The sequence below is a fragment of the Colwellia sp. SU-HH01217 genome (assembly GCF_057543495.1).
Map to the genome: position 1 here is coordinate 21,383 of NZ_BAAJLX010000010.1, position 19,801 is coordinate 41,183.

The window sequence follows — 19,801 nt, forward strand, 5'->3', positions numbered from 1 at the left end:
GTTACTTCCAGCTCAAAACAAGATTCGACCAATGTTGTGTTAGATCACAGTCAAAAAGTTTATGAGCAATACAGCGCTTTACTAACCAAATTGGTAGCTTCTTCTTACTAGCAGTCTCTTGTAGTGCTTCGATATGAAGGCGCTTCCATTTAAGCCCATGTACTAATTGATTAAATAAAGCTTGTGGTGGTTCATGTAGGGTTGAAGGATGTAATTGACGAATATTATCTACGCGATACCCTACACGAATGTCTACTTCCGTCATCACTCGAAAAATATTATTTTTATTCAAGGCTTTGTAATGAAGTTTTAACAGTCCATGCTTGATTAAATTTTCCGGCTCATTTGCATTTTCTACGTACTTAATTTCATCTTTGTAGTTTAAAGTGCTTTCATGGTATGCGCCATCAGGTGTGTAGCGTTGAAGGTTACCATTGATATCATGATATTCAGTATGCTCTGGTTGCATCATAAAGCCTGAATCAGCGGGTAGATCAAATCGCTTCCATTCAAAATAGTCCCGCTCTAAATCACTATCGAATATCCCAGCTTTTCTGTGTGTATTTGAAAAACCAATTCTGGTGTTCCTAACAAAGGATTGTTTTGCTTGAATTCGTGCTTTCATTTTTTAACCTATTAATGAGTCATATATCTTTATAGTCTAGTAGATAAAAATCATTTTTAAACAGGTAAGATGTTGAATTAATTGTATATAAAATAAATTTAGATTTATTTTATATATTTTGAATGTGAGATAAATAATTGAATATAGAAGGATTAATATGTGAAACAAAAAAGTGAAATTAATAAGGCTTATAATATATCTAATTAACTGTTTTAAAACTAAATTCAACTTTTTTTCAGTGTGTTGGCGGTAAAATTAAAGAAAATAGTGAATTAATAAACATTATAATATTTATAAATAGTCATGAAGTTTGAAATATCATTATATTTCAGTTTGATAGTGTTTTATTCTAAAAAGGAAGAGAATGATGCCTTACTCGACCTTTGTTGAAAAAGGTAGGGATGAAACGATTAAAGCGCTATATCATCTGAAATATTACAGAAACTTCGTTGTTTTTTAACTGTATATGCCCAATCGAAGGTTATTTAAATAAAGTAGTGCGCGTGGCTAGAGAGGAGGCATCAGATTAAATACTTTGTCCGTCACCCAAAGTAAGTTGACGGTGTATACCCTATAAAATCTTACCTGACCTTAAGAATGCAAATATTGTAATTATCAAGTAAGTGCCTAAAAGATATTGACATAATAACTTTAATTAGATGATAATCGTAACAATGGTCGGCTCAACCAGCGGTTGAATTTTACTTCTTTCAAACAAAGAGTCATCCCCTAAAATTATTCAGGGTTACTGTTTTTATATCCTTAAGCCAAGGAGTAAGGCGATTTGCGTCTGGCAAAGTTACAGGTGTAAACCATGAATAATTCTACTTCGACACGCTCGAAAAAAAATAATGCACAAAACTCATATCTAGTATTTAATGAATTCCACTTCGCTGAATTAAGAGGTTTGTCCCCAGACTCTATTAAGTCAACTGCGAAAGATGTTAGTCAAAACTCTAAAAAACATAGTAATGAACATCGGAAGCAAATTAAAAAAACAACTGCTCTTAATTGGATTGCAAGAACTCTAGGTGTTAAAGGAGGATTCTCTGGTTACAACAAATGTTATCAAGATGAAATCCTTCCTTTTATGGCTAAACATAACCTACTAAATAGAAGTGATTTGTTTACTTTTAGGCAGAAGGGCTACTGCATGCCTGTCACAAGTATTTCCCCACAAAAGTTATCAGAACGTTTGTTTTTTAACGGAACCAAAGTACCTTCAAAAATTTTCACAGGATATAACTTTCCATTTGATAACACTTTTTCTGATGGGCATTACTTGGTTAATGTTTACGGGCCTGAAACGGTTGATGACCTTAAAACGGTGGGGATAAAAAGAATAACGACTAAGTGTAAGTCCTCTATTGATAAAGATCAGAAGATTGTACAGCAATATCGTAATGTAACTCTTAAGCATTTGCCAAGCGACTATAAAAATCGAAGCGTAATTGATGTCATTATTGGTAAATATTTGATGGATTTGAGGTTGGGTTTCAATTTATTAGGTGATCTGCTTATTGAGCCAAATAACTATGGTGTCGAACTTCAACTGTATTCAACAAAAGATCATGATTGTGAAGTTGAATCCTATATTGCAACTAAGGCATGTGAGTTATTTGGTGAGCGAATAAGAGAGTTTTCCGAGGGGTGGTTAGAAGTCATTCCTTTTAATGAAAGTTTGATTTTTCTGAAAGGACAAAATGGTGAATATGATTTTGTCTTTAAAAATATGCGTGATAAACCTTTTGTGTTCAACTTTCGTGATGGTGCTCTTAAGCTAAAAGACTTACCTACTTGTATTAATGATTATGACTTTTCGCGTTGGTATTATTTTAACTATCAAGGGCAAAGGGAGCTTGATGAACATCATGCAGAGCAGCTCCACTACCAATGTGGTGGTAGTGGAATGGATTATCCTGACTATAGCTTACTTAAGGCTTTCTACACTGAAAATGAGACCTACTCAAGTGAAAGACATAAAACAACTACAGCAACACCTAGAGGTGATGAGTTCAAGGCTGTTTCTAATACGGGCTTAAAAATTACAGATTTAGTTACTATTGCGGAATTTGATGAATTTATTAATGCTAACCCCGAATATTATCGATATCGAGAACAGAGCTTTCCTTGGGAGCGAGAAGAGAAAGAAATAAAAGGGATAGATAGAAATAATTTAGATAAGGATAAGTCTCTTCCTGTAGCCTGCACTTGGTATGATGCTATGGCTTATATCAACTGGAAAGAGCAAAAAACTGGAATTCCGTTAAGGTTACTTACAAAAGTTGAGTTTGAAACCATTCGTGGAAAAGGGGCATTACTTACTAATAAAAAGCCAAAGGATAATTTACCCGGCATAGAGGTTCGTGAAAAAAGGGAAGTAGACATGGATGTTGTCGAAAAGGAGATGGGGGGGCCAGATACATTTGTTAGATTCCCTAGAGAATTAAAATGGGATGTCATGGAAGATGGTACTAAATTTATTCTATTAAACTTTTTCGCAGAATGGGTAATGGAAAATACTTGTGTAAGAAGTGGGGACTTATCTAGTTTCTATGGTGATCATTGCTTTAGAGGTATGAGTCTAACAACAACAGGTGCATATAAGAAAACAAAGATAGGCTTTCGTTTGTGTTACGAGGTTGAACACGAAGAGTAGTTTCGTTGAATTCGAAATTTAACTTTTATGTAATCAATCTTTATAACAGGAATAAAAAATGTCTTATATTGACGAAAGCCAAGCCAAAGGGCTTGTTAAACGTATATTTAGAAGCTTATATGCAGCCCGAGATAAGTTCTATGTCCATAGCTTAGACTCATCTCAAAGAAAAATATGCAAGAAAATCAAGAGGGAGTGCCAAGATAAACCAAGTACAGTGTTTATAGCCGAGCGTTTTGAGAATACGAATAAATGGCAGGTAATTTGGGGGGAGTGGTGTTTATTTAGTACAAGTGTTGATGTCTTTTCAGTGTGTAATGATATAGAGAATTACGACAAAATTGCATTTGATTTGACTATTAATGTAAAAGGAAAGTTTAGCTTTAAAAACTTTTATGTTGTGTTATCTAAACACGCATTAAAGCGCTTAATCATGAGGAGTAAGGAATCCTTAAAAAACTCTCATGATTTGAATATGTTTCTAAAAAAACTGACAAAAAAACTAGTTTTTTCCGCGGTCGAATTGTCAGATCAATTTATCAAAAACAGTGGGAAACCTGTTAGTGGTTATACCGTAATTGATGATGTATTTTTACCGCTAGCTTTTGAGATGGGAATAAATAAAAGTGGAAAGCTAGCTGCAACTTGTACGATTAAAACGTTCATGCCTGCACATTATGAAGGTGCAGTAGCAGAATTAAAGAAAAGGAACCCTATAAAATATAAAGCAAACTTTTTTGATTATGAAAGTAATTTTATCATCTTAGATACCTGAAATTAATAATTATAGTAACGCAACCAATTGTTTTGGTTGTGATTTCCTCACTCTGTCGGTTGTCAAGCGAACGAGTGAGGATGGTTATGAGAAGAGCCAACCCTATTTTGAAACTACTCATATTGATTTAAAAACTCTTCATTCTTTTTGTTGTTATTTTCTACATCGGCCAGTAACATCTCTTTTTCATTATCACTTAATATCGATAATAATGACCTAGAGTGTTCCTCAAGGTAGTTATGTAACTTAACTCGTTGCTCTTTGTTCATTTCTTGATAAGTCGAATACAATGGATAGATATTGATAAAATAGACAGTTTATCAATCGCTTTTGATCATAAGATGATTATTGAACAAGCCAAAGAGCGCCTTCAACAAAAAGCACTTTATTCGGTGGTTCTTGTTTATGGTTTACCTGAGTATTTCACTATGGGCCAGCTAAAGTCTGTTATTGAAACGATCATCGGAAATACGATACAACGTAAAAGCTTAATTAGACGTATTGAATCGGCAGACATGTTTGAAACAATCGGTGAAAAAGTAAAATCAGGTGGTCGTTTAGCCCAGCAGTACAAAGTGAAAGCTGGCGTTGATATAGTTAATTTTGAGCGTAATTTGAGTAGTTAAGTTTTGCTACCCCCAAGGATAGGATAAGGTTTATTTTGAAACTAGTATTATTACCAGGAATGGATGGAACAGGAGAGCTATTTGATGAGTTCTTGTCATACCATGATGGTGATTATTTAGTTATTGCCTTGCCACAACAGGGACCTCAAGATCATTCTTATTTAGCTAAATCATTAGAGAGGCAACTGCCAAAAGAAGACTATATCTTACTGGCAGAGTCGTTTTCGGGGGGCATAGTTCCAGAGTTACTAAAGCAAGGTCTCACTAATATGAAAGGGGTTATATTTGTAGCTAGCTTTCTAAGTTGTCCTAATAGATACCTGCTACCGTTAGCTAAGGTTTTGCCAATAAAAGCGTTGGCTTCAGCCCCATTATCCCAAATTGGTCATAAGTTCTTATTATTTGGCAAAGGTGCATCAAAAGCACTTCTGTCTAAATTTATAAAAGTAACTGAATCAATCCCCGAGCATATTTTAAAAAATAGATTAGCTGTAATGAACCAGCAAATAGTTCCCTCAACTACCTTTGATGTCCCCACCGTTTATATTCAAGCGCTTTCAGATAGGCTTATATCACCTGGAAAAAGTCGAGAGCTTAGCAATGTATTTAGAAATATTGAGTACATTGAAATAGATGGGCCTCACTTTCTATTACAAGCAAAACCGAAAGAATCCTCACAAGCAGTTGCTACTGCCGCTGTATTAATTATGAATAATCAAGGGAGTTCATAATGCCATTCACGCCAATACACATGGGACCCGGAATCCTCATTAAATCATTACTGCAAGGCAGTTTTAGTTTAATGGTATTTGGCTGGACTCAAATTGTTATGGATATCCAACCACTTAATAAACTGTTAAGATTTTCAGAGAAGAAAAATGACACAATCACATAAACATCATTATGTTCCTGAGTGGTATCAAAGAGGATTTATGTTCGATGGACAAAAATCCTACTTTAGGCTAGATCTATCTCCTGAAACCATTAAAAGACCTGACGGTAAAACAATTAAAAAAGGTGAAATACTCACTAAAGGACCTACTAGGTTTTTCTATGAAAAAGATTTATATACAACCAAATATTTCGAGCACGAAAACGATGATATAGAGCGATATTTATTTGGAAAAATTGACACTGATGGAGCAGCCGCAATACCTGCGATGGCATCACCAGATTGGATGAAGTTAATTCACCCTCATATAGTTAACTACTTTGAATATATGGATGCTCAGCGCCTTAGGACACCTAAGGGCTTGAATTGGTTAATCCAAGAAACTAAGCCTAAAGACTACAATGACTTACTCATGAAAATGCAAGAAGTTCGAAGAATGCATTGCACTATGTGGGCTGAAGCATCTATGGAAATTGTTAGCGCAAATGAGTCAGATGTTAAGTTTATCGTTAGTGATAGTCCTGTTACTTTTTATAATTCTGTATTCCATCCAGGCAATATTAAATGTAAGTTTCCCGCTGATCCTGAAATTTACTTAAAAGGCACAAGAACCATTTTTCCATTGGATATGAACCATTGTGCAATATTAACGAATGTTGAATATGCTCGAAATCCAGGCAAACTTAAAGCTTCTAAGCCTCGAACCAATCCTAGGTATTTTGATGAAACCATTATCAAATATGATGACATAATTCGAGAGCGTGAATTGGATACCCAACAAGTACTTTCAATAAACTACATATTAAAGAGTCGTGCAACCAAATACATCGCGGCAGCAAATGAAGATTGGTTATTTCCTGAGAAGCATCTTAAAAAAAATAATTGGGGATCTTTTGATAAAATATTTATTTCTAACAGTACCAAGTTGTTTGGCAGAGATAAGGAAGTTTTTATTGGAGGAAAAAGCGGAAAACTAATTGCTACTCAAGATGAGTTTGGTCGCAAACCAAAATCGAAAAAAGAGTGGCTAGAAAAGGAGAAGCAGGCTCAAGCAATGAAAGACCATGTGATGAAGTTATTGGCTAAAGAGAAACCTTTCAAGCAGAAGTCCTAAATAGAGTGATATTAAATGCAGATTTATTGATAGTCGCAAGTTATTAGATGAGCAATAATCTATTTGTAACATTTTGAAATTAGGTTTCGAACATTATATTCACTTAAAACCCAAAGCCCTCGTGGTGCTTTATTTTTGGCTGCTTTTGAAGCTAAAGGGGGACTTTATTCATAACAAAGCAATTATTGGCTTTTTAAGCTCCCCGATTAATTCAGTGAAAAACTATTACTTAGCATAATTAAAGTTATGACCAATAAAATTTGGTCATATTATTCGCATGACATTGGGCAATTAACTGAAACAAATTTATTAAGGTGTAATTAATGAAAAAAACGATGCTAATAGAAGCAATACTTGTCCTGCTAACTGGAGTGGCTCTAACGTTATTAAAATATTTCGAAGGAGGTATGGATTCAGTAAATGAGTTGGCAGATGCGGTTGAGACTAATGGAGTAGTAATATATTCATCACTCCTATTTCTCGCATTAGCTGTTATAAGCCGACATACTCGTAAAAATTACGGAATTAATGTTTATCATCATAAAGAAAACATGAAATTTGCCGAGGAAGTCTTTGAAGGTATAGGTTCTGGTTTGCTAAGTATTTATAGGCTAATTGTCGGAATTTTAATTACGGTCCCTTTTCTTTGGCTTATAACTGAGCCAGCGACCTTTAATTTTACAAAGGCAGGTCTAATATTTCTTTACGGTATTGCGTTCTTCATTGGCCTACTAATTTTATCTTGGATTAACAACAGTTCAAAAAGTAACTAGGCTATTCAGTAAAATTTCTTAACTCCTGTTAACGGGGCTTATTTGGGGCTGCTTTTGAAGCCAAAAGGAGTGACGTTGGTCTAGGTGTTTTTATTACGAAAAATTAAACAAATGGCTACTTGTTACTACTTTTTTTACAATTTTTATAGCAATATTTATTGGTTAATATCAAGTCTATTACTATTTATTTATGATAGGCTTACGTTAAGTATAATGATGGTATTGTTCGCGTTAGCTAGATTAAGGAATAACAGGCTATGGATAAAGCTTGGATAAAAATAATAAAAATTACGGGTTCAGTTGGGGTCATGGGGCTACTTTTAAGTACCTTGATGATGCATTTATTTAGCAGTGAAATAGTTAACCTACTGGGATCAGATAAGTTATTTTACCTAATAATTATAATTCTCTGCGTAATAGCTGTGGGACTAATTTTCGCTATTTTGAAACCCAAAAAATTAGAAAAAACACCCTCACTAAATGTTACACCGAAAAAAGATGTCAAAGTTACATATGACAATGGCTCCACTCACAACGGTAACAATAACTTTTAGCTATGGAACAGAAAAACGAAGTTACCTATGATGGTGCTGTTCATAAAGGCGATAATAACTTTGTTCCACTTAGTTCATTAGAACAAGCTATAGAGCAAATTAAAAAGAGTCTTGGTGAAGATAAAAGTGCGGTAGATATTATAGAAGAATTGGCTGATTATATTACTGATCACCCGACAAGAGAGATTATTGGGCTTGAAAACAAGCTAATTAAAGGTAAACGAGAAGATCTATTAGATCGAGCTACGTTGCTAAAGAATAGGTTTGAACGTAGAGTCGCCAAAAATCAAATGTCTTTAGCTGAACAACATGTTTATGTTCAAATTCTTTCAACTATAAGTACCGTGTGGTATTCCAAAATTAAGCCATTAATAGATATTGAAAGTTCAAAAACAACAATCGATAAAGCAATACAAGAAGAGCTAATTGAGCCTGTTCATAAAGCTGCCGTTAGGTATGACACTCTAGCGACAACAGAATTAGTTAGTGGTATGCTGTATTTCCTTACAGGTAAATGTCACTTAGGTTGGAATAAAGCATGCTAATGTATCACCCAGCACAGGATGTTAATCATTGTGTTTTCAGACTTTTATTAATACTTGAGCATACAGAGCATGAAAAACTCAACACTGATGTTTATCGTTTAATTGACTTCTATACATTATTTCCATCGCTGCTCAAACTATTAAAAACACTCCCTGTGCCAGTTAATAAATGTCGTAAGGCGTTTTCAGAAGTAGAAGAACCTTTTGAATCATTGAAAAATACCAAACGAATTTTACATGAATTGGAAGCATTACAGAGCGTTGCGATACAAAACTTACTTGCTAAACAATTGCTTGATATCGATGAATATAATAAAGGGTATTTAAAACGCAGTGATGTGAAGTTGCCTGAAGTGTTTTTAGGTGCGTTGAATAAGTCAAATATAGTAAGCAAAGAATGGTTTAAAGGTTTAGTAAATGAGTTTCCGAGAGCGAAATTTGTTGGTGGCAGCGGTTTAAAAGCTCGAACTGGTTTAATGGAATATAGATATGATGTGGAGAAACGATGAGCAGGTCTAAACTATTTATTAATCGTTTTGCAGTACATGGTTCAGGAAAGTTTGTTTATGACCAAAAATTTCACCCTGGAGTAAATATTATCAGGGGGGAAAATGGTACAGGTAAATCTACAATTATGGATTTACTTAACTATGCTCTTGGCGCAGAAATATCAGATTGGACAGTTGAACAACAAAAATGTGAATGGGTCGCAGTAGAGGTTTCTCTAAACGGTCATTTTGCAACACTAAAGCGCACTATCACTAGTACAGGGCAAGAAAAAGTATTTTATCTCGATAAAACAATGGATAACGCTCTACTTTCATTGGACGGTTGGCGTAAATATCCGATGAGGCGAAGTAAAGATACACATAGCTTTTCCCAGCATATGTTCGAACTATTAGGTTTGCCTCGTCATAAAACGGATGATGATAAAAACCTAACGATGCACCAGATTCTAAGGCTTATGTATGTAGATCAACTCTCGGCAACGACTAAACTGCTTAAAGAGGACTATAAATTTGACAATGTTACGTTTAGAAGAGCGATAGGTGAGTATTTACTAGGTATTGATGATCTTGAAGCATATAACTTGCGTCAAGAATTAATCGAAGCAAATAGAGAATTTGAAAAAGCTAATGGTGAACTAAAAGCCATTTATCGAATGTTTGGTCACGATGAATCTTTGATCAATGTAGCGGTGTTGAATCAAGACATTGCCGAGGTAACAAAAAATATAGAAAAGTTAAATAAAGAGAAGGTAACAATACGAGCTTCTGTACCCGAAGCAGCAAGCCAAGAAGTTGCTAATAAAGTTAAAGAGCTTGTTAAAATTATTGATACTGAATCTGATAAATTAGCTGCACTGGAGTCAGAAAAACAAGAGTTAACAATTGAAATAAACGAAACAAAACTTTTTCTTAAATCTTTAGAGGAAAGGAAGGCAGCATTAACAGAATCACAGGTGACTTATAGTGTGCTTGGTAATGTTGCTTTTGAATATTGCCCTTCTTGTTTAGAGCCTTTAGAGGTTAACGAAGATGAACATGGTTGTGGACTATGTAAAAGCAATAAGAAGGTAGATGATAAAGATTTTGCTTATTCGCAACTATTGAATGAACTAAACTTTCAAATAAAAGAAAGCAAAAAAATAATTGAAACCTTTGAAAGTGACGTAGTAAAAATTGTTGCAAATACTCCAAGTATTAAAGAAAAAATATTAGCAGCAAAAACTGAATTAAAAGATTTTAACACCTCTACTGATGACAAAGATGCTTTATTGCAAGATATTTCGACTGAAATTGGTTTTAGCCGTAGTCAAATTTTGTCTCTAGAAGATAAGCGTGAACAAGTATCTAGGGTAGAGTCGCTAAAACGTAAAAAAGAAGAAGCAAACCGAAATATTCAAAAAATATCGGCTAAGTTAGAGCGCATATCTATTTTGCAAGAAACACGACATACGACCGTTTTTAATTCCATTGAATCTAAAGCAAAATCATTACTTAAACTTGATGGTGGGTATGAAACTGAGTTTGATAATGCTGAGGATGTTGTATTCGATTTTGCTAGAGACAAAATGTATGTAAATGGAAGAAGTAAATTTTCTGCTAGTTCAATGGTTGTCATGAAAAATAGTATTCGCTTTGCTATGTTTGCTCAATCTGTTGATGACCGTTTCTCTAGATTTCCTAACTTGATTCTTATGGATAATATTGAGGATAAAGGGATGAGGGAAGAACGAAGCCAAAACTTCCAACGTCAAATGGTTGATGTTTGTTCAAGTATAAAAGATGAATTTCAGCTAATTTTTACAACATCTATGATAGCTGGCGAACTAGATGATACAGCCATGTGTGTTGGCCCTTCTTATCCTAAAGGAACGCACACTTTAGAATTTTAGTTAATTAAGCTATTGCTTTTAAAGAAGCTAGCGGAAGCTGGTTTTTTATCTAACGGCTGCTAAGAAACTTAAATCAATATTAGTGGAGTTTGATCGTTGTTAGATTTTACAAGTGGTTTATCGCACGTTACGAACGATTTGATAAATTATAAATATTGTGGTCACAAAATAATGACTGAATAATTGATCCAGCATTTAGTTTGCGAAAGACTATTTTACACATTTTGATATTTTGCTGTAGGCCATGAAAACATTAGGATTTTGTTCGCAAGTTAATTTTGGATCGGTTCAGAAACTAACTTGGATTATCATAACGACTATTACTTATCAAGCCTCTTCATTCTATAGTGGAGTTTAGGGGCTTTTTTATACTTAATTTGTAAGACATGTCTTAAGTTATTAAAGCTTAATTATCTTTAATTGAAAATCCTTTAAATAAATTTATTTGTAACTTAATGATTTTTAATAACAATATTTATATTTCATTGGCTTGCGTTGTTTTTGGATACAGTATTCTAAATTTAAAGGGGTGGGTACTGGTGAATTTATCCATTATTGATATGCTTGGTGTATAAGTTGTAAAGCATTAAAAAATGAAGAGCTAGAAATTCCAAGGAACGGATTTATGTCACCAGAACAGCTTCAGCAGTTACAAAAGCTTCGTGCTTCTTTCGAAAGTGGATTCGCGACCTCAGCGGATATTAAAGAGCTATCAGAATTATTAACGTTAATTAACCACCGCCATGAAGACGAAATATTTAACAAAACTCAATTAGACTTTGACTCATTTAGCTAACTTTCCAGTTAGCCTATTTGTTAGGTTTAACAATCAAGTCATCAGTGAATGAGTAACAAGCTTGTGTCGCTAACTAATAATCGGAAGTGGTAAATTTAGCCGCATCAATTATCGACCATAAATGAAACACTGCGGCAATAACTGCAGGAAAAACTAAAATCCACAACGCATATCCACCCACGGTCACGATGGCAAAAATTAATGCTGCCAATAAACGCCCTTGAACTAATTGTCCTAAACCGGGAAAAAAGACATTACAAATCGCCGCAATTACATTTCCGCCTGAACCTTGCTTTGACATTTTTACTCCTTTTTTAAGTAATTTATAGCCTAAATGTGTTGGTATAAGCTAACATTTACATCATAAGATATTTTAATCATTTATAAAGCCAATATTTGTTAAAAAATATGAATTTAAATAATTACCTAGAACAATTACCTTCTTTTCATCAAATCGTTAGCTATTTAAAATATTTGATTAGGCGTGTAAAAAGAGAACAGATCCATGTGGTTGCTGGCTATCTTGCTTATGTCAGCTTGATGTCTCTTGTGCCATTAATGATTGTTATGTTGTCAGTCATGACTGCCTTTCCTATTTTTTCTGATCTTCGACAAATCATTGAAAATTTTGCCTATAGCCATTTTCTACCTACTGCAGGTGAAGTTATTCAACAGCATATCAATGGTTTTGTTGAAAATGCCTCTAAAATGTCTGCGGTCGCTATTTCATTTTTATTTATGTTAGCACTTTTATTAATCTCTTCGATTGATAAAAGTTTAAATAAAATATGGCGCGTTAAAGATAAACGACGTTTTATTATTGCTTTTTCGATGTACTGGATGATATTAACGTTAGGCCCTGTGTTGGTTGGCAGTGGTATCGCAGTAAGCTCTTATTTAGTGTCGTTAGTTTCTTTGGGAGATTATGATGTATTAGGTACGGTGAATATATTTGTCCGCTTATTGCCTATGCTTACTTCTATTGCCGCCTTTGTACTTTTATATGTGTTAGTGCCGTACAAGCACGTACCTATAAAGTATGCGCTTATTGGTGGAGGATTAGCGGCTATGTTATTCGAATTTGCCAAAAAGGCATTTGTTATTTACGTAACACAACTGCCTTCTTATCAAGCGATTTATGGAGCGTTAGCGATTATTCCGATCATGTTCTTGTGGGTTTATTTATCTTGGCTGATTGTCTTAGTTGGCGCAGTATTTACGGTTTCATTGCAAGAGTTTGTCGAGAAAATGATGCATAAAGTAAAGCATGAGCCTAATGTTTAGTGTCACAGTATAAATCATCAATTGATTATTGGGCGAATTACTGTATTAGGGTATAAGCTTATTTAATTAATAAAACAATAGGGTTACCTTATGTCTCGCACCTTATTTCCTAAGTTATCAAGCTACCAGAAGGAATGGTTTTCCGTTGGTGAAAAGCATCAACTTTACCTAGAGCAATCGGGAAATCCAAATGGTATACCCGTATTGTATCTGCATGGCGGTCCAGGAGGAGGTTGCAGTAAAAATCATCGCCGTTATTTTGATCCAAGTAAATATCGCATAATTTTATTTGACCAACGAGGTTGTGGTCGCTCTAAACCTTCGCCAAGTATTGAAGAAAATACGCTGGAGTATTTGATCAGTGACATCGAAAAAATTCGCCTTTATTTAGGAATTGAACAATGGCTCATTACTGGCGGTTCGTGGGGCACAACACTCGCTTTAGCTTATGGTATTGAACATGCAGATAAAATATTAGGCTATATTTTACGCGGAATTTTTTTGGGGACACAATCAGAATATCATTGGCTTTATAATAAAGATGGAGCAGCCAAGTTTTATCCCGAATATTACCGTAAATTTATCGCACAGCTTTTCAAGCATGAACGCGAAGATCCCTTAGCGGCGTATCATCATGTATTGTCTTCAAGCAATGAGGTGGCCGTTATTGCTGCAAGCAAAGCGTGGTGTTTATGGGAGTTACAATTATCGACATTAGAACACCATAATATTGGAATGGCTCAGGTCGACGATCCTCATCAAGCGCTGTGTATGGCAAAAATCTCGAGTCACTTTTTTTATCATCGATGTTTTATACAAGAAAATTATATTCTCAATCATATTAAAGCGATAGAAAATATCCCTGCCATTATCCTCCATGGTCGTTTTGATATGGTGTGTCAATTATCAGTGGCTGATAGCTTAGTGAATCTATGGGATAATGCTCAATTACAGATTTTACCTTGTGCCGGGCATAGTGGCTTTGAAAGCCAAACTATTGATGCATTTTGTAAAGCGAGTGATGTTATGGCGAATTTTATCGAAGAAAGTGAACAGGATTAAGCGTTTAAATGATTGCATTATTACAAAGAGTTAGTGAAGCAAGTGTCACAGTAAATGAGAATGTTATTGGTGAGATTGAACAAGGGTTATTGGTGTTTTTAGCGATAGAGCCTGAAGACACTCAAGAGAAAGCCAAGCGGTTAGCGCAAAGAGTTGCTGGTTATCGGGTTTTTGAAGATGAACATGGCAAGATGAATTTAAATGTAAAACAAAGCGGCGGTGACATTTTGGTTGTCTCGCAGTTTACTCTAGCCGCTAATACTAATTCAGGCTTAAGGCCAAGTTTTACCTCGGCAGCTTCGCCAGACTTTAGTCGTCAGCTTTATCAATATTTTTGTCAGCAATTAAGAGTATTAGGTTTTGATGTGCCAACGGGGGAGTTTGGGGCAGATATGAAAGTAAGGTTGCTAAACGACGGACCTGTTACTTTTACCCTGACTATTTAATGTAAGGGTAACAAATTGTTTGTCTGAGATGTTAGGTTGCTTCCGTTTAGCCTTTACGCTTGAGTTAGCGCGATACCAAAGATTAAATTTCTTTTAAGTGTTGCCAAAACCTTAATCCGTGTTTGTAAGTTCTTTTTGGCAAATAAGATTGCGTATTCTTTTTTAAGGGAAAATCAATTGGCCAGTGAACAGGCACAAGGTGAATAATAACATTGAGGTAGTTAGGCACATGAAAATAAACAATTCGATGGTGTTTTTGTATTTGCTGTAAAACTGTTAAACACAAATTAACGTCTTGATCGCTTGAATCAGGTAAGTTAATCGATAAACATGTATTGTTAGATAATGTATTGATAAAAATCTCAAGCAGTTTAATTGTTTCAGAAAAGTCACTCAATTGTTGCTGATAAACGTCACAAATAAGCCAATCGAGGTTTTTAGTTATCTTGTGATGCAATGTTTCATCGGTAAGCCAATGTTCGGCGCGATTTTCAATAATGTTAATAGTGCTTGCTTGAGGATTAAAATATTTTTCGAAACAAGCAATAACAATAGGATTACACTCGATTGTCGTGAAAGATATATTAGGAGTTAATTGCGTTAAATATCGTGCAAAATTACCGCCACCTAATCCTAATTCAACAATATTAGAGGGTTTAAAAAATAGCAGAGGTAGTAACATCGCACTTTGATGGGGTAACGTTAGTTGGCTAGGTTTCCTCTTGTGCATAACACTTTGTATGACATCTTCAAAAGTTATCCACCGATAATGCTCATTTTCACTGACGGAAATCGCCTCAAGATTTTTATCATCATTATTTTTACTTAGATAAAGAAGTTGCCCATTTTCTATATGACGTGCTAGCTGCATAAATGATAAGTTAACCCTTTAAGTAACGATATCCATTACCCAAGTATTGAGAGAGAATGAATAACACTATAACACCACAAACAACTCAAGAGCTTAAAAACTACTATCATGTTCGTTGGAAAATGTTACGAGAGCCTTGGCAGCAGCCTAAAGGCAGTGAACAAGATGAATTAGAGCAACAATCGACGCATTTAATGACGGTTGTCGATGAGCAAGTAGTTGCGGTAGGTCGCATGCATAAAACCAGTCAAACGAGTGGACAAATTCGATATATGGCTGTTAGCGAGAGCATGCAGGGAACAGGCTTGGGAAAAACAATGGTTAATGCCTTAGAGTTAGCTGCTAGCAGACAAGGAGTAACAGAAATAAGTTTGAAAGCTCGTGAGTCGGCAGTGAGTTTTTATCAAAAACTAGGTTATCAATTGCAAGGTTTTTCTCATTTGCTTTACAATGAGATTCGGCATTTTACGATGACAAAAGTCATCAATAAACCTACCTCGCATCAAGCTGAACTTGCGGATAAGCTACAAACTATTTGGCATAACACGATCCCTATGAGTAAAGCGATGGATCTTAATATTAGTTTCTATGATCAAAAAAAATTATTAACCCATTGTGAGCCAAATTTTAACCAAAACCTCCATCATACAATGTTTGCAGGCAGTATTTACACGCTTGCTACTTTAACAGGCTGGGGTTGGGTGTTCTTTCAACTTGAACAAAAAGCACTGGCGGGGGATATTGTATTAGCTGAGGCGGATATTCGTTACATAGCGCCAATAAAGGGATCAGGCTACGCGATAACTACTGCTGAGCAAACAGCCGGTAAGTTAACACCATTATCATTAGGGAAAAAAGCCCGTTTAACAGTGCAGGTTAATATTATGTCTGGTGATACTGTGGCTGCAACTTTTAATGGCACGTATGTTGTGTTACCTAAATCGAATAATTAAAAGCTTTTGTTTAAAAGATAAAATTAATTTTTAGGTCATCAAATTAAACCAATAACTTACAAAGAAAGTTACATTAATAATAAAAGGAATAACATGAAGAATCTTATCGGTTTTATTTTATTTTTCACGGCCAGTTCTTTTGTTCTAGCTAACGAAAGAATTGAACAAGTGCTGAATAACTTCCACCAAGCGGCAGCAAATGCTGATGCTAAGACATATTTTAATTTATTGACTAAAGACAGTGTTTTTTTAGGCACAGATGCCACAGAGAGATGGACTAAAGAAGAGTTTAAATCTTTTGTTATTCCATACTTTGAAAAAGGAGTAGGTTGGGCTTACACCCCAACGCAGCGTAATATTACTATTACTCATGAAGGCGATGTCGCATTTTTTGATGAACTACTGTCGAATGAAAGTTATGGGACTTGTCGAGGCTCAGGAGTGCTTTTTAAAACAGCTAATGGATGGAAAATTGCCCAGTATAATTTGTCTATTCCTTTGCCTAATGCTCTTGCAAAAGAAATCACATCAACAATTAGTCAGCATGAAATTGCTGTAGAGACCGAGTTAAAGAAATGACAAAATCTGTAGGAATTATTGGTTGTGGCTGGTTAGGTATTGCTCTAGCGAAAAAACTAATAGCTGCATCTGATAGTGTTTTAGCAACAACGGCACATACAAAAAGTAGTGATAAGTTAAGGGCTGATAGTATCCCTAGTCACCCACTTAGCTTACCCAGCCAATTATCAACCACAGCTTTAGCTAAAGCGCCGATTTTCTCTAGGTCTCAGTTGGTTATTTGTTTGCCACCACGTATTAAATCTGGGCAAAGTGATTATCCAGAAAAGATTAAGCAAATTGTTGCAGCAGCTGAAATTGCAAAAGTAGAGCACATTATTTTAATTAGCAGTACCGCTGTGTATGGTGGTTTGTCGGGTAAGGTCAATGAAGACAGCCAATTAAATTTTTCGGCTCCTAAAGTACAAACTATGCATGATGCAGAGCAAGCTGTACTTAATTTTTCTCAGTTTGCTAACGTGATTAGGTTAGCTGGTTTAGTTGGGCCTAATCGTCATCCTGGACGTTTTTTATCGTCAGCTAAAACCAGTAAGTTGAGTGATAAAAAATTATTAGCTAACCCATTGGCTACGGTGAACCTAATTCATCAAACAGATGCCGTAAGTTTGATTCAAGCTGTACTAAATAGCGCAGACAAGCAGCAACTTAACAAGGCTATTTTTAATGGTGTTAGCAATACTCATGTAAGTCGAAAAGATTTTTACCAAACAGCAGCGCAAGCGTTAAACTTAGCTGTGCCCGAATTTGTTGATGCACAAGAAAGTAGCCATGTTATGTCTAAAGAAGTGTTAGGAGACAAAGCGGTAAGCCAGTTAAAGGTATCTTTTGTTTATAATGACTTAGTGCAATGGGTTAGACAGGGTATACTGTCGGCAGATTTATAAATGAATTGATTGGAATAACATTGTTTTCTGCTAAATACTCATCAAAAAAACCAGTGATACTTTTTTTAGTGATCTGGCTGCATGTGACCTTGCTTGATTTACTTTATGTTAATAGACATGGGGCTTATCTATTGTGGAAAGAAGGTATTAGATCTTCAACATTGCTTACTCATTTATTAATTGCCACTACCACTGTATTTTTCTACTTACTGGTCATTAAGTTAAATGCTAGCCTCAAAAAGGAGCAGGATGGTGTTGATCACAAGGCGTGGCTATATTGTTCCGCTATTATGATTTTTACACTTGGGTTGTTGATGTATTAGTTAGCTAGTGAAAGTCAGTCAACTGAAGAAAATCAGAGTAAAAAAGCACAGTGAAGCAATTGATAACACTGTGCTTAATATTGCTACGATTAGAAGCTAGGCAATAAACCTTGTGGCATTAAGTGGTTTAAGTCTCCATCTGCAATAATAACAGAAGCCTCGGCTATATCTGGCGCAAAGTATCTATCTTTATCATAGAAGGTTACCGTTTCACGTAACAGCGCTTTTGCTTGTTCTATTTTCTTAGAGCCTTTAAGTGGCGCTCTAAAATCTAGTCCTTGAGCCGCAGCTAAATATTCAACCGCTAATACTCCTGTCGTATTCTCTCCCATGTCAGCTAAACGACGGCCTGCAAAAGCAGCCATAGAAACATGATCCTCTTGGTTAGCTGAAGTCGGTAAACTATCGACAGATGCAGGGTGAGCAAGTGTTTTGTTCTCTGATGCTAAAGCTGCAGATGTAACTTGTGCGATCATAAAACCAGAATTTACACCGCCGTTTTCAACTAAAAATGCTGGTAACTTGCTTAAATTAGCGTCTATCAGTAAGGCCATACGACGCTCAGATAGTGAACCTATTTCAGCAATGGCTAAGGCTAAATTATCTGCTGCCATAGCAACAGGCTCAGCGTGGAAGTTACCTGCTGAAATAAAGTCACCTTCATTAGCAAAAACCAGTGGATTATCTGTTACCCCGTTTGCTTCTACATGAAGCACTTCTGCCGCTTGTCGAATTTGAGTCAAGCAAGCACCCATAACTTGAGGCTGGCAGCGAAGTGAGTATGGATCTTGAACTTTTTCACAGTCAATATGTGAACCACCAATTTCAGAGTTTTCTTCAAGTATTTCACGGTACGCAACGGCAGCATCTATTTGGCCTTTTTGACCACGAACTAAGTGAACACGTTCGTCAAATGGTGCGCGGCTACCAAGTGCTGCTTCTACTGACATGGAACCAATAGCAACACCAGCGGCAAATAAATCTTCAGCGTAGAATAAACCTTCCAGTGCAAAGGCAGTAGATGCTTGCGTTCCATTTAATAACGCTAAGCCTTCTTTAGCAGCTAATGAAATAGGTGCTAGCCCAGCAATTTTTAACCCTTCTTCTGCAGATATCACTTCATCTTGATATGACATTTCACCTTCACCCAACAGTGGCAACACCATGTGAGATAAAGGCGCTAAATCACCCGATGCGCCAACAGAGCCTTTTTTAGGCACACATGGATATACTTGAGCATTAAGTAAAGTGATCAGGGCTTGTATCACTTGTAAGCGTATACCTGAGAAGCCACGAGATAATGAGTTAATTTTCAATACCATCATTAAGCGTACAGTTTCGTCTTCCATGTATTCGCCAAAACCCGCTGAATGTGAAAGTACGATTGAGCGTTGTAGTAATTCCAGCTCTTCTGACTTTATTCGGGTGCTTGCGAGCAAGCCAAAGCCCGTATTGATACCGTACACTACACGATCTTCACGAATAACTTGTTGTACTGCTTCTGCGCTTTTATCAATTTCTGCAAAAGCACTGTTGTCTAATGAGTAAGTAATATCGTTGTATCGTACAACATCACGCAATTGCGCTAACGTTAATTGTCCTGGAACTATATTCAGTTTTTTTATTGGTGTTGTTGTCATGG

22 protein-coding genes are annotated in these 19,801 nt (G+C 35.7%); 18 read left to right on the top strand and 4 right to left on the bottom strand.

Translation table 11 applies throughout. From position 1 onward, the window contains the following. Position 1 precedes the first annotated feature (1 nt). Complete coding sequence (locus tag AC27G3_RS12625; protein WP_487122055.1) at positions 2–625, bottom strand: hypothetical protein; 624 nt, start codon at positions 623–625, stop codon at positions 2–4. Positions 626–1,439: 814 nt separating this feature from the next. Here AC27G3_RS12625 and AC27G3_RS12630 point away from each other — a divergent pair. The 12 genes from AC27G3_RS12630 (at position 1,440) to AC27G3_RS12685 (ending at position 11,757) form a co-directional block, all read left to right on the top strand. After that, positions 1,440–3,284, top strand: coding sequence for an SUMF1/EgtB/PvdO family nonheme iron enzyme (locus tag AC27G3_RS12630; protein ID WP_487122057.1), 1,845 nt, complete (start codon positions 1,440–1,442; stop codon positions 3,282–3,284). 58 nt (positions 3,285–3,342) lie between these two features. Then, the gene (locus AC27G3_RS12635) at positions 3,343–4,059 is read left to right on the top strand and encodes a hypothetical protein (protein ID WP_487122059.1); all 717 of its coding nucleotides are present in this window, start codon (positions 3,343–3,345) and stop codon (positions 4,057–4,059) included. 272 nt (positions 4,060–4,331) lie between these two features. Continuing rightward, positions 4,332–4,685 (top strand): NrtR DNA-binding winged helix domain-containing protein, encoded by a 354-nt coding sequence (locus AC27G3_RS12640; RefSeq protein WP_487122061.1) that lies wholly within the window; start codon positions 4,332–4,334, stop codon positions 4,683–4,685. A 35-nt stretch (positions 4,686–4,720) separates the two neighbouring features. Beyond that, entirely contained in the window at positions 4,721–5,416 is a 696-nt protein-coding gene (locus tag AC27G3_RS12645) for an alpha/beta fold hydrolase (RefSeq protein WP_487122063.1), read from the top strand. Further along, positions 5,416–5,580, top strand: coding sequence for a hypothetical protein (locus tag AC27G3_RS12650; protein WP_487122065.1), 165 nt, complete (start codon positions 5,416–5,418; stop codon positions 5,578–5,580). The genes AC27G3_RS12645 and AC27G3_RS12650 overlap by 1 nt, the downstream gene beginning before the upstream one ends. Beyond that, positions 5,564–6,691, top strand: coding sequence for a DUF4238 domain-containing protein (locus AC27G3_RS12655; protein WP_487122067.1), 1,128 nt, complete (start codon positions 5,564–5,566; stop codon positions 6,689–6,691). The genes AC27G3_RS12650 and AC27G3_RS12655 overlap by 17 nt, the downstream gene beginning before the upstream one ends. A gap of 323 nt (positions 6,692–7,014) precedes the next feature. Next, positions 7,015–7,464: a hypothetical protein gene (locus tag AC27G3_RS12660; RefSeq protein ID WP_487122068.1), complete on the top strand. Its 450-nt coding sequence runs from the start codon at positions 7,015–7,017 to the stop codon at positions 7,462–7,464. A gap of 257 nt (positions 7,465–7,721) precedes the next feature. Further along, positions 7,722–8,018, top strand: coding sequence for a hypothetical protein (locus AC27G3_RS12665; protein WP_487122070.1), 297 nt, complete (start codon positions 7,722–7,724; stop codon positions 8,016–8,018). 2 nt (positions 8,019–8,020) lie between these two features. Next, positions 8,021–8,563 (top strand): ABC-three component system protein, encoded by a 543-nt coding sequence (locus tag AC27G3_RS12670; RefSeq protein ID WP_487122072.1) that lies wholly within the window; start codon positions 8,021–8,023, stop codon positions 8,561–8,563. Further along, positions 8,557–9,072 (top strand): ABC-three component system middle component 5, encoded by a 516-nt coding sequence (locus tag AC27G3_RS12675; protein ID WP_487122074.1) that lies wholly within the window; start codon positions 8,557–8,559, stop codon positions 9,070–9,072. The genes AC27G3_RS12670 and AC27G3_RS12675 overlap by 7 nt, the downstream gene beginning before the upstream one ends. Then, entirely contained in the window at positions 9,069–10,961 is a 1,893-nt protein-coding gene (locus AC27G3_RS12680; RefSeq protein WP_487122076.1) for an AAA family ATPase, read from the top strand. Before AC27G3_RS12675 ends, AC27G3_RS12680 begins: the two co-directional genes overlap by 4 nt. A gap of 625 nt (positions 10,962–11,586) precedes the next feature. Next, positions 11,587–11,757 (top strand): hypothetical protein, encoded by a 171-nt coding sequence (locus AC27G3_RS12685; RefSeq protein WP_487122077.1) that lies wholly within the window; start codon positions 11,587–11,589, stop codon positions 11,755–11,757. Positions 11,758–11,830: 73 nt separating this feature from the next. On the opposite strand, the gene AC27G3_RS12690 is transcribed toward AC27G3_RS12685, so the two are convergent. Further along, a complete protein-coding gene (locus AC27G3_RS12690; RefSeq protein WP_487122078.1) occupies positions 11,831–12,058 on the bottom strand; it encodes a hypothetical protein in 228 nt (75 codons plus the stop codon). Positions 12,059–12,165: 107 nt separating this feature from the next. Between AC27G3_RS12690 and AC27G3_RS12695 the strand changes: the two genes are divergently transcribed. From AC27G3_RS12695 to dtd, 3 genes are all read left to right on the top strand, one after another. Beyond that, the gene (locus AC27G3_RS12695; RefSeq protein WP_487122080.1) at positions 12,166–13,041 is read left to right on the top strand and encodes a virulence factor BrkB family protein; all 876 of its coding nucleotides are present in this window, start codon (positions 12,166–12,168) and stop codon (positions 13,039–13,041) included. Positions 13,042–13,131: 90 nt separating this feature from the next. After that, entirely contained in the window at positions 13,132–14,103 is a 972-nt protein-coding gene (gene pip / locus AC27G3_RS12700; protein WP_487122081.1) for a prolyl aminopeptidase, read from the top strand. An 8-nt stretch (positions 14,104–14,111) separates the two neighbouring features. Next, positions 14,112–14,549: a D-aminoacyl-tRNA deacylase gene (gene dtd, locus AC27G3_RS12705; RefSeq protein ID WP_487122082.1), complete on the top strand. Its 438-nt coding sequence runs from the start codon at positions 14,112–14,114 to the stop codon at positions 14,547–14,549. An 82-nt stretch (positions 14,550–14,631) separates the two neighbouring features. On the opposite strand, the gene AC27G3_RS12710 is transcribed toward dtd, so the two are convergent. Then, entirely contained in the window at positions 14,632–15,420 is a 789-nt protein-coding gene (locus AC27G3_RS12710; protein WP_487122084.1) for a class I SAM-dependent methyltransferase, read from the bottom strand. Between the two features lie 56 nt (positions 15,421–15,476). On the opposite strand from AC27G3_RS12710, the gene AC27G3_RS12715 reads away from it, so the two are divergent. The 3 genes from AC27G3_RS12715 to AC27G3_RS12725 all read left to right on the top strand — a co-directional run bounded on the left by AC27G3_RS12715 (position 15,477) and on the right by AC27G3_RS12725 (position 17,836). Next, positions 15,477–16,373 (top strand): bifunctional GNAT family N-acetyltransferase/hotdog fold thioesterase, encoded by an 897-nt coding sequence (locus AC27G3_RS12715; RefSeq protein WP_487122086.1) that lies wholly within the window; start codon positions 15,477–15,479, stop codon positions 16,371–16,373. A 93-nt stretch (positions 16,374–16,466) separates the two neighbouring features. Further along, entirely contained in the window at positions 16,467–16,952 is a 486-nt protein-coding gene (locus AC27G3_RS12720) for a nuclear transport factor 2 family protein (protein ID WP_487122087.1), read from the top strand. Next, entirely contained in the window at positions 16,949–17,836 is an 888-nt protein-coding gene (locus AC27G3_RS12725) for an NAD-dependent epimerase/dehydratase family protein (protein ID WP_487122089.1), read from the top strand. The genes AC27G3_RS12720 and AC27G3_RS12725 overlap by 4 nt, the downstream gene beginning before the upstream one ends. Before the next feature lie 412 nt (positions 17,837–18,248). On the opposite strand, the gene hutH is transcribed toward AC27G3_RS12725, so the two are convergent. After that, the gene (hutH, locus tag AC27G3_RS12730; protein ID WP_487122091.1) at positions 18,249–19,799 is read right to left on the bottom strand and encodes a histidine ammonia-lyase; all 1,551 of its coding nucleotides are present in this window, start codon (positions 19,797–19,799) and stop codon (positions 18,249–18,251) included. Between the last annotated feature and the right edge of the window lie 2 nt (positions 19,800–19,801).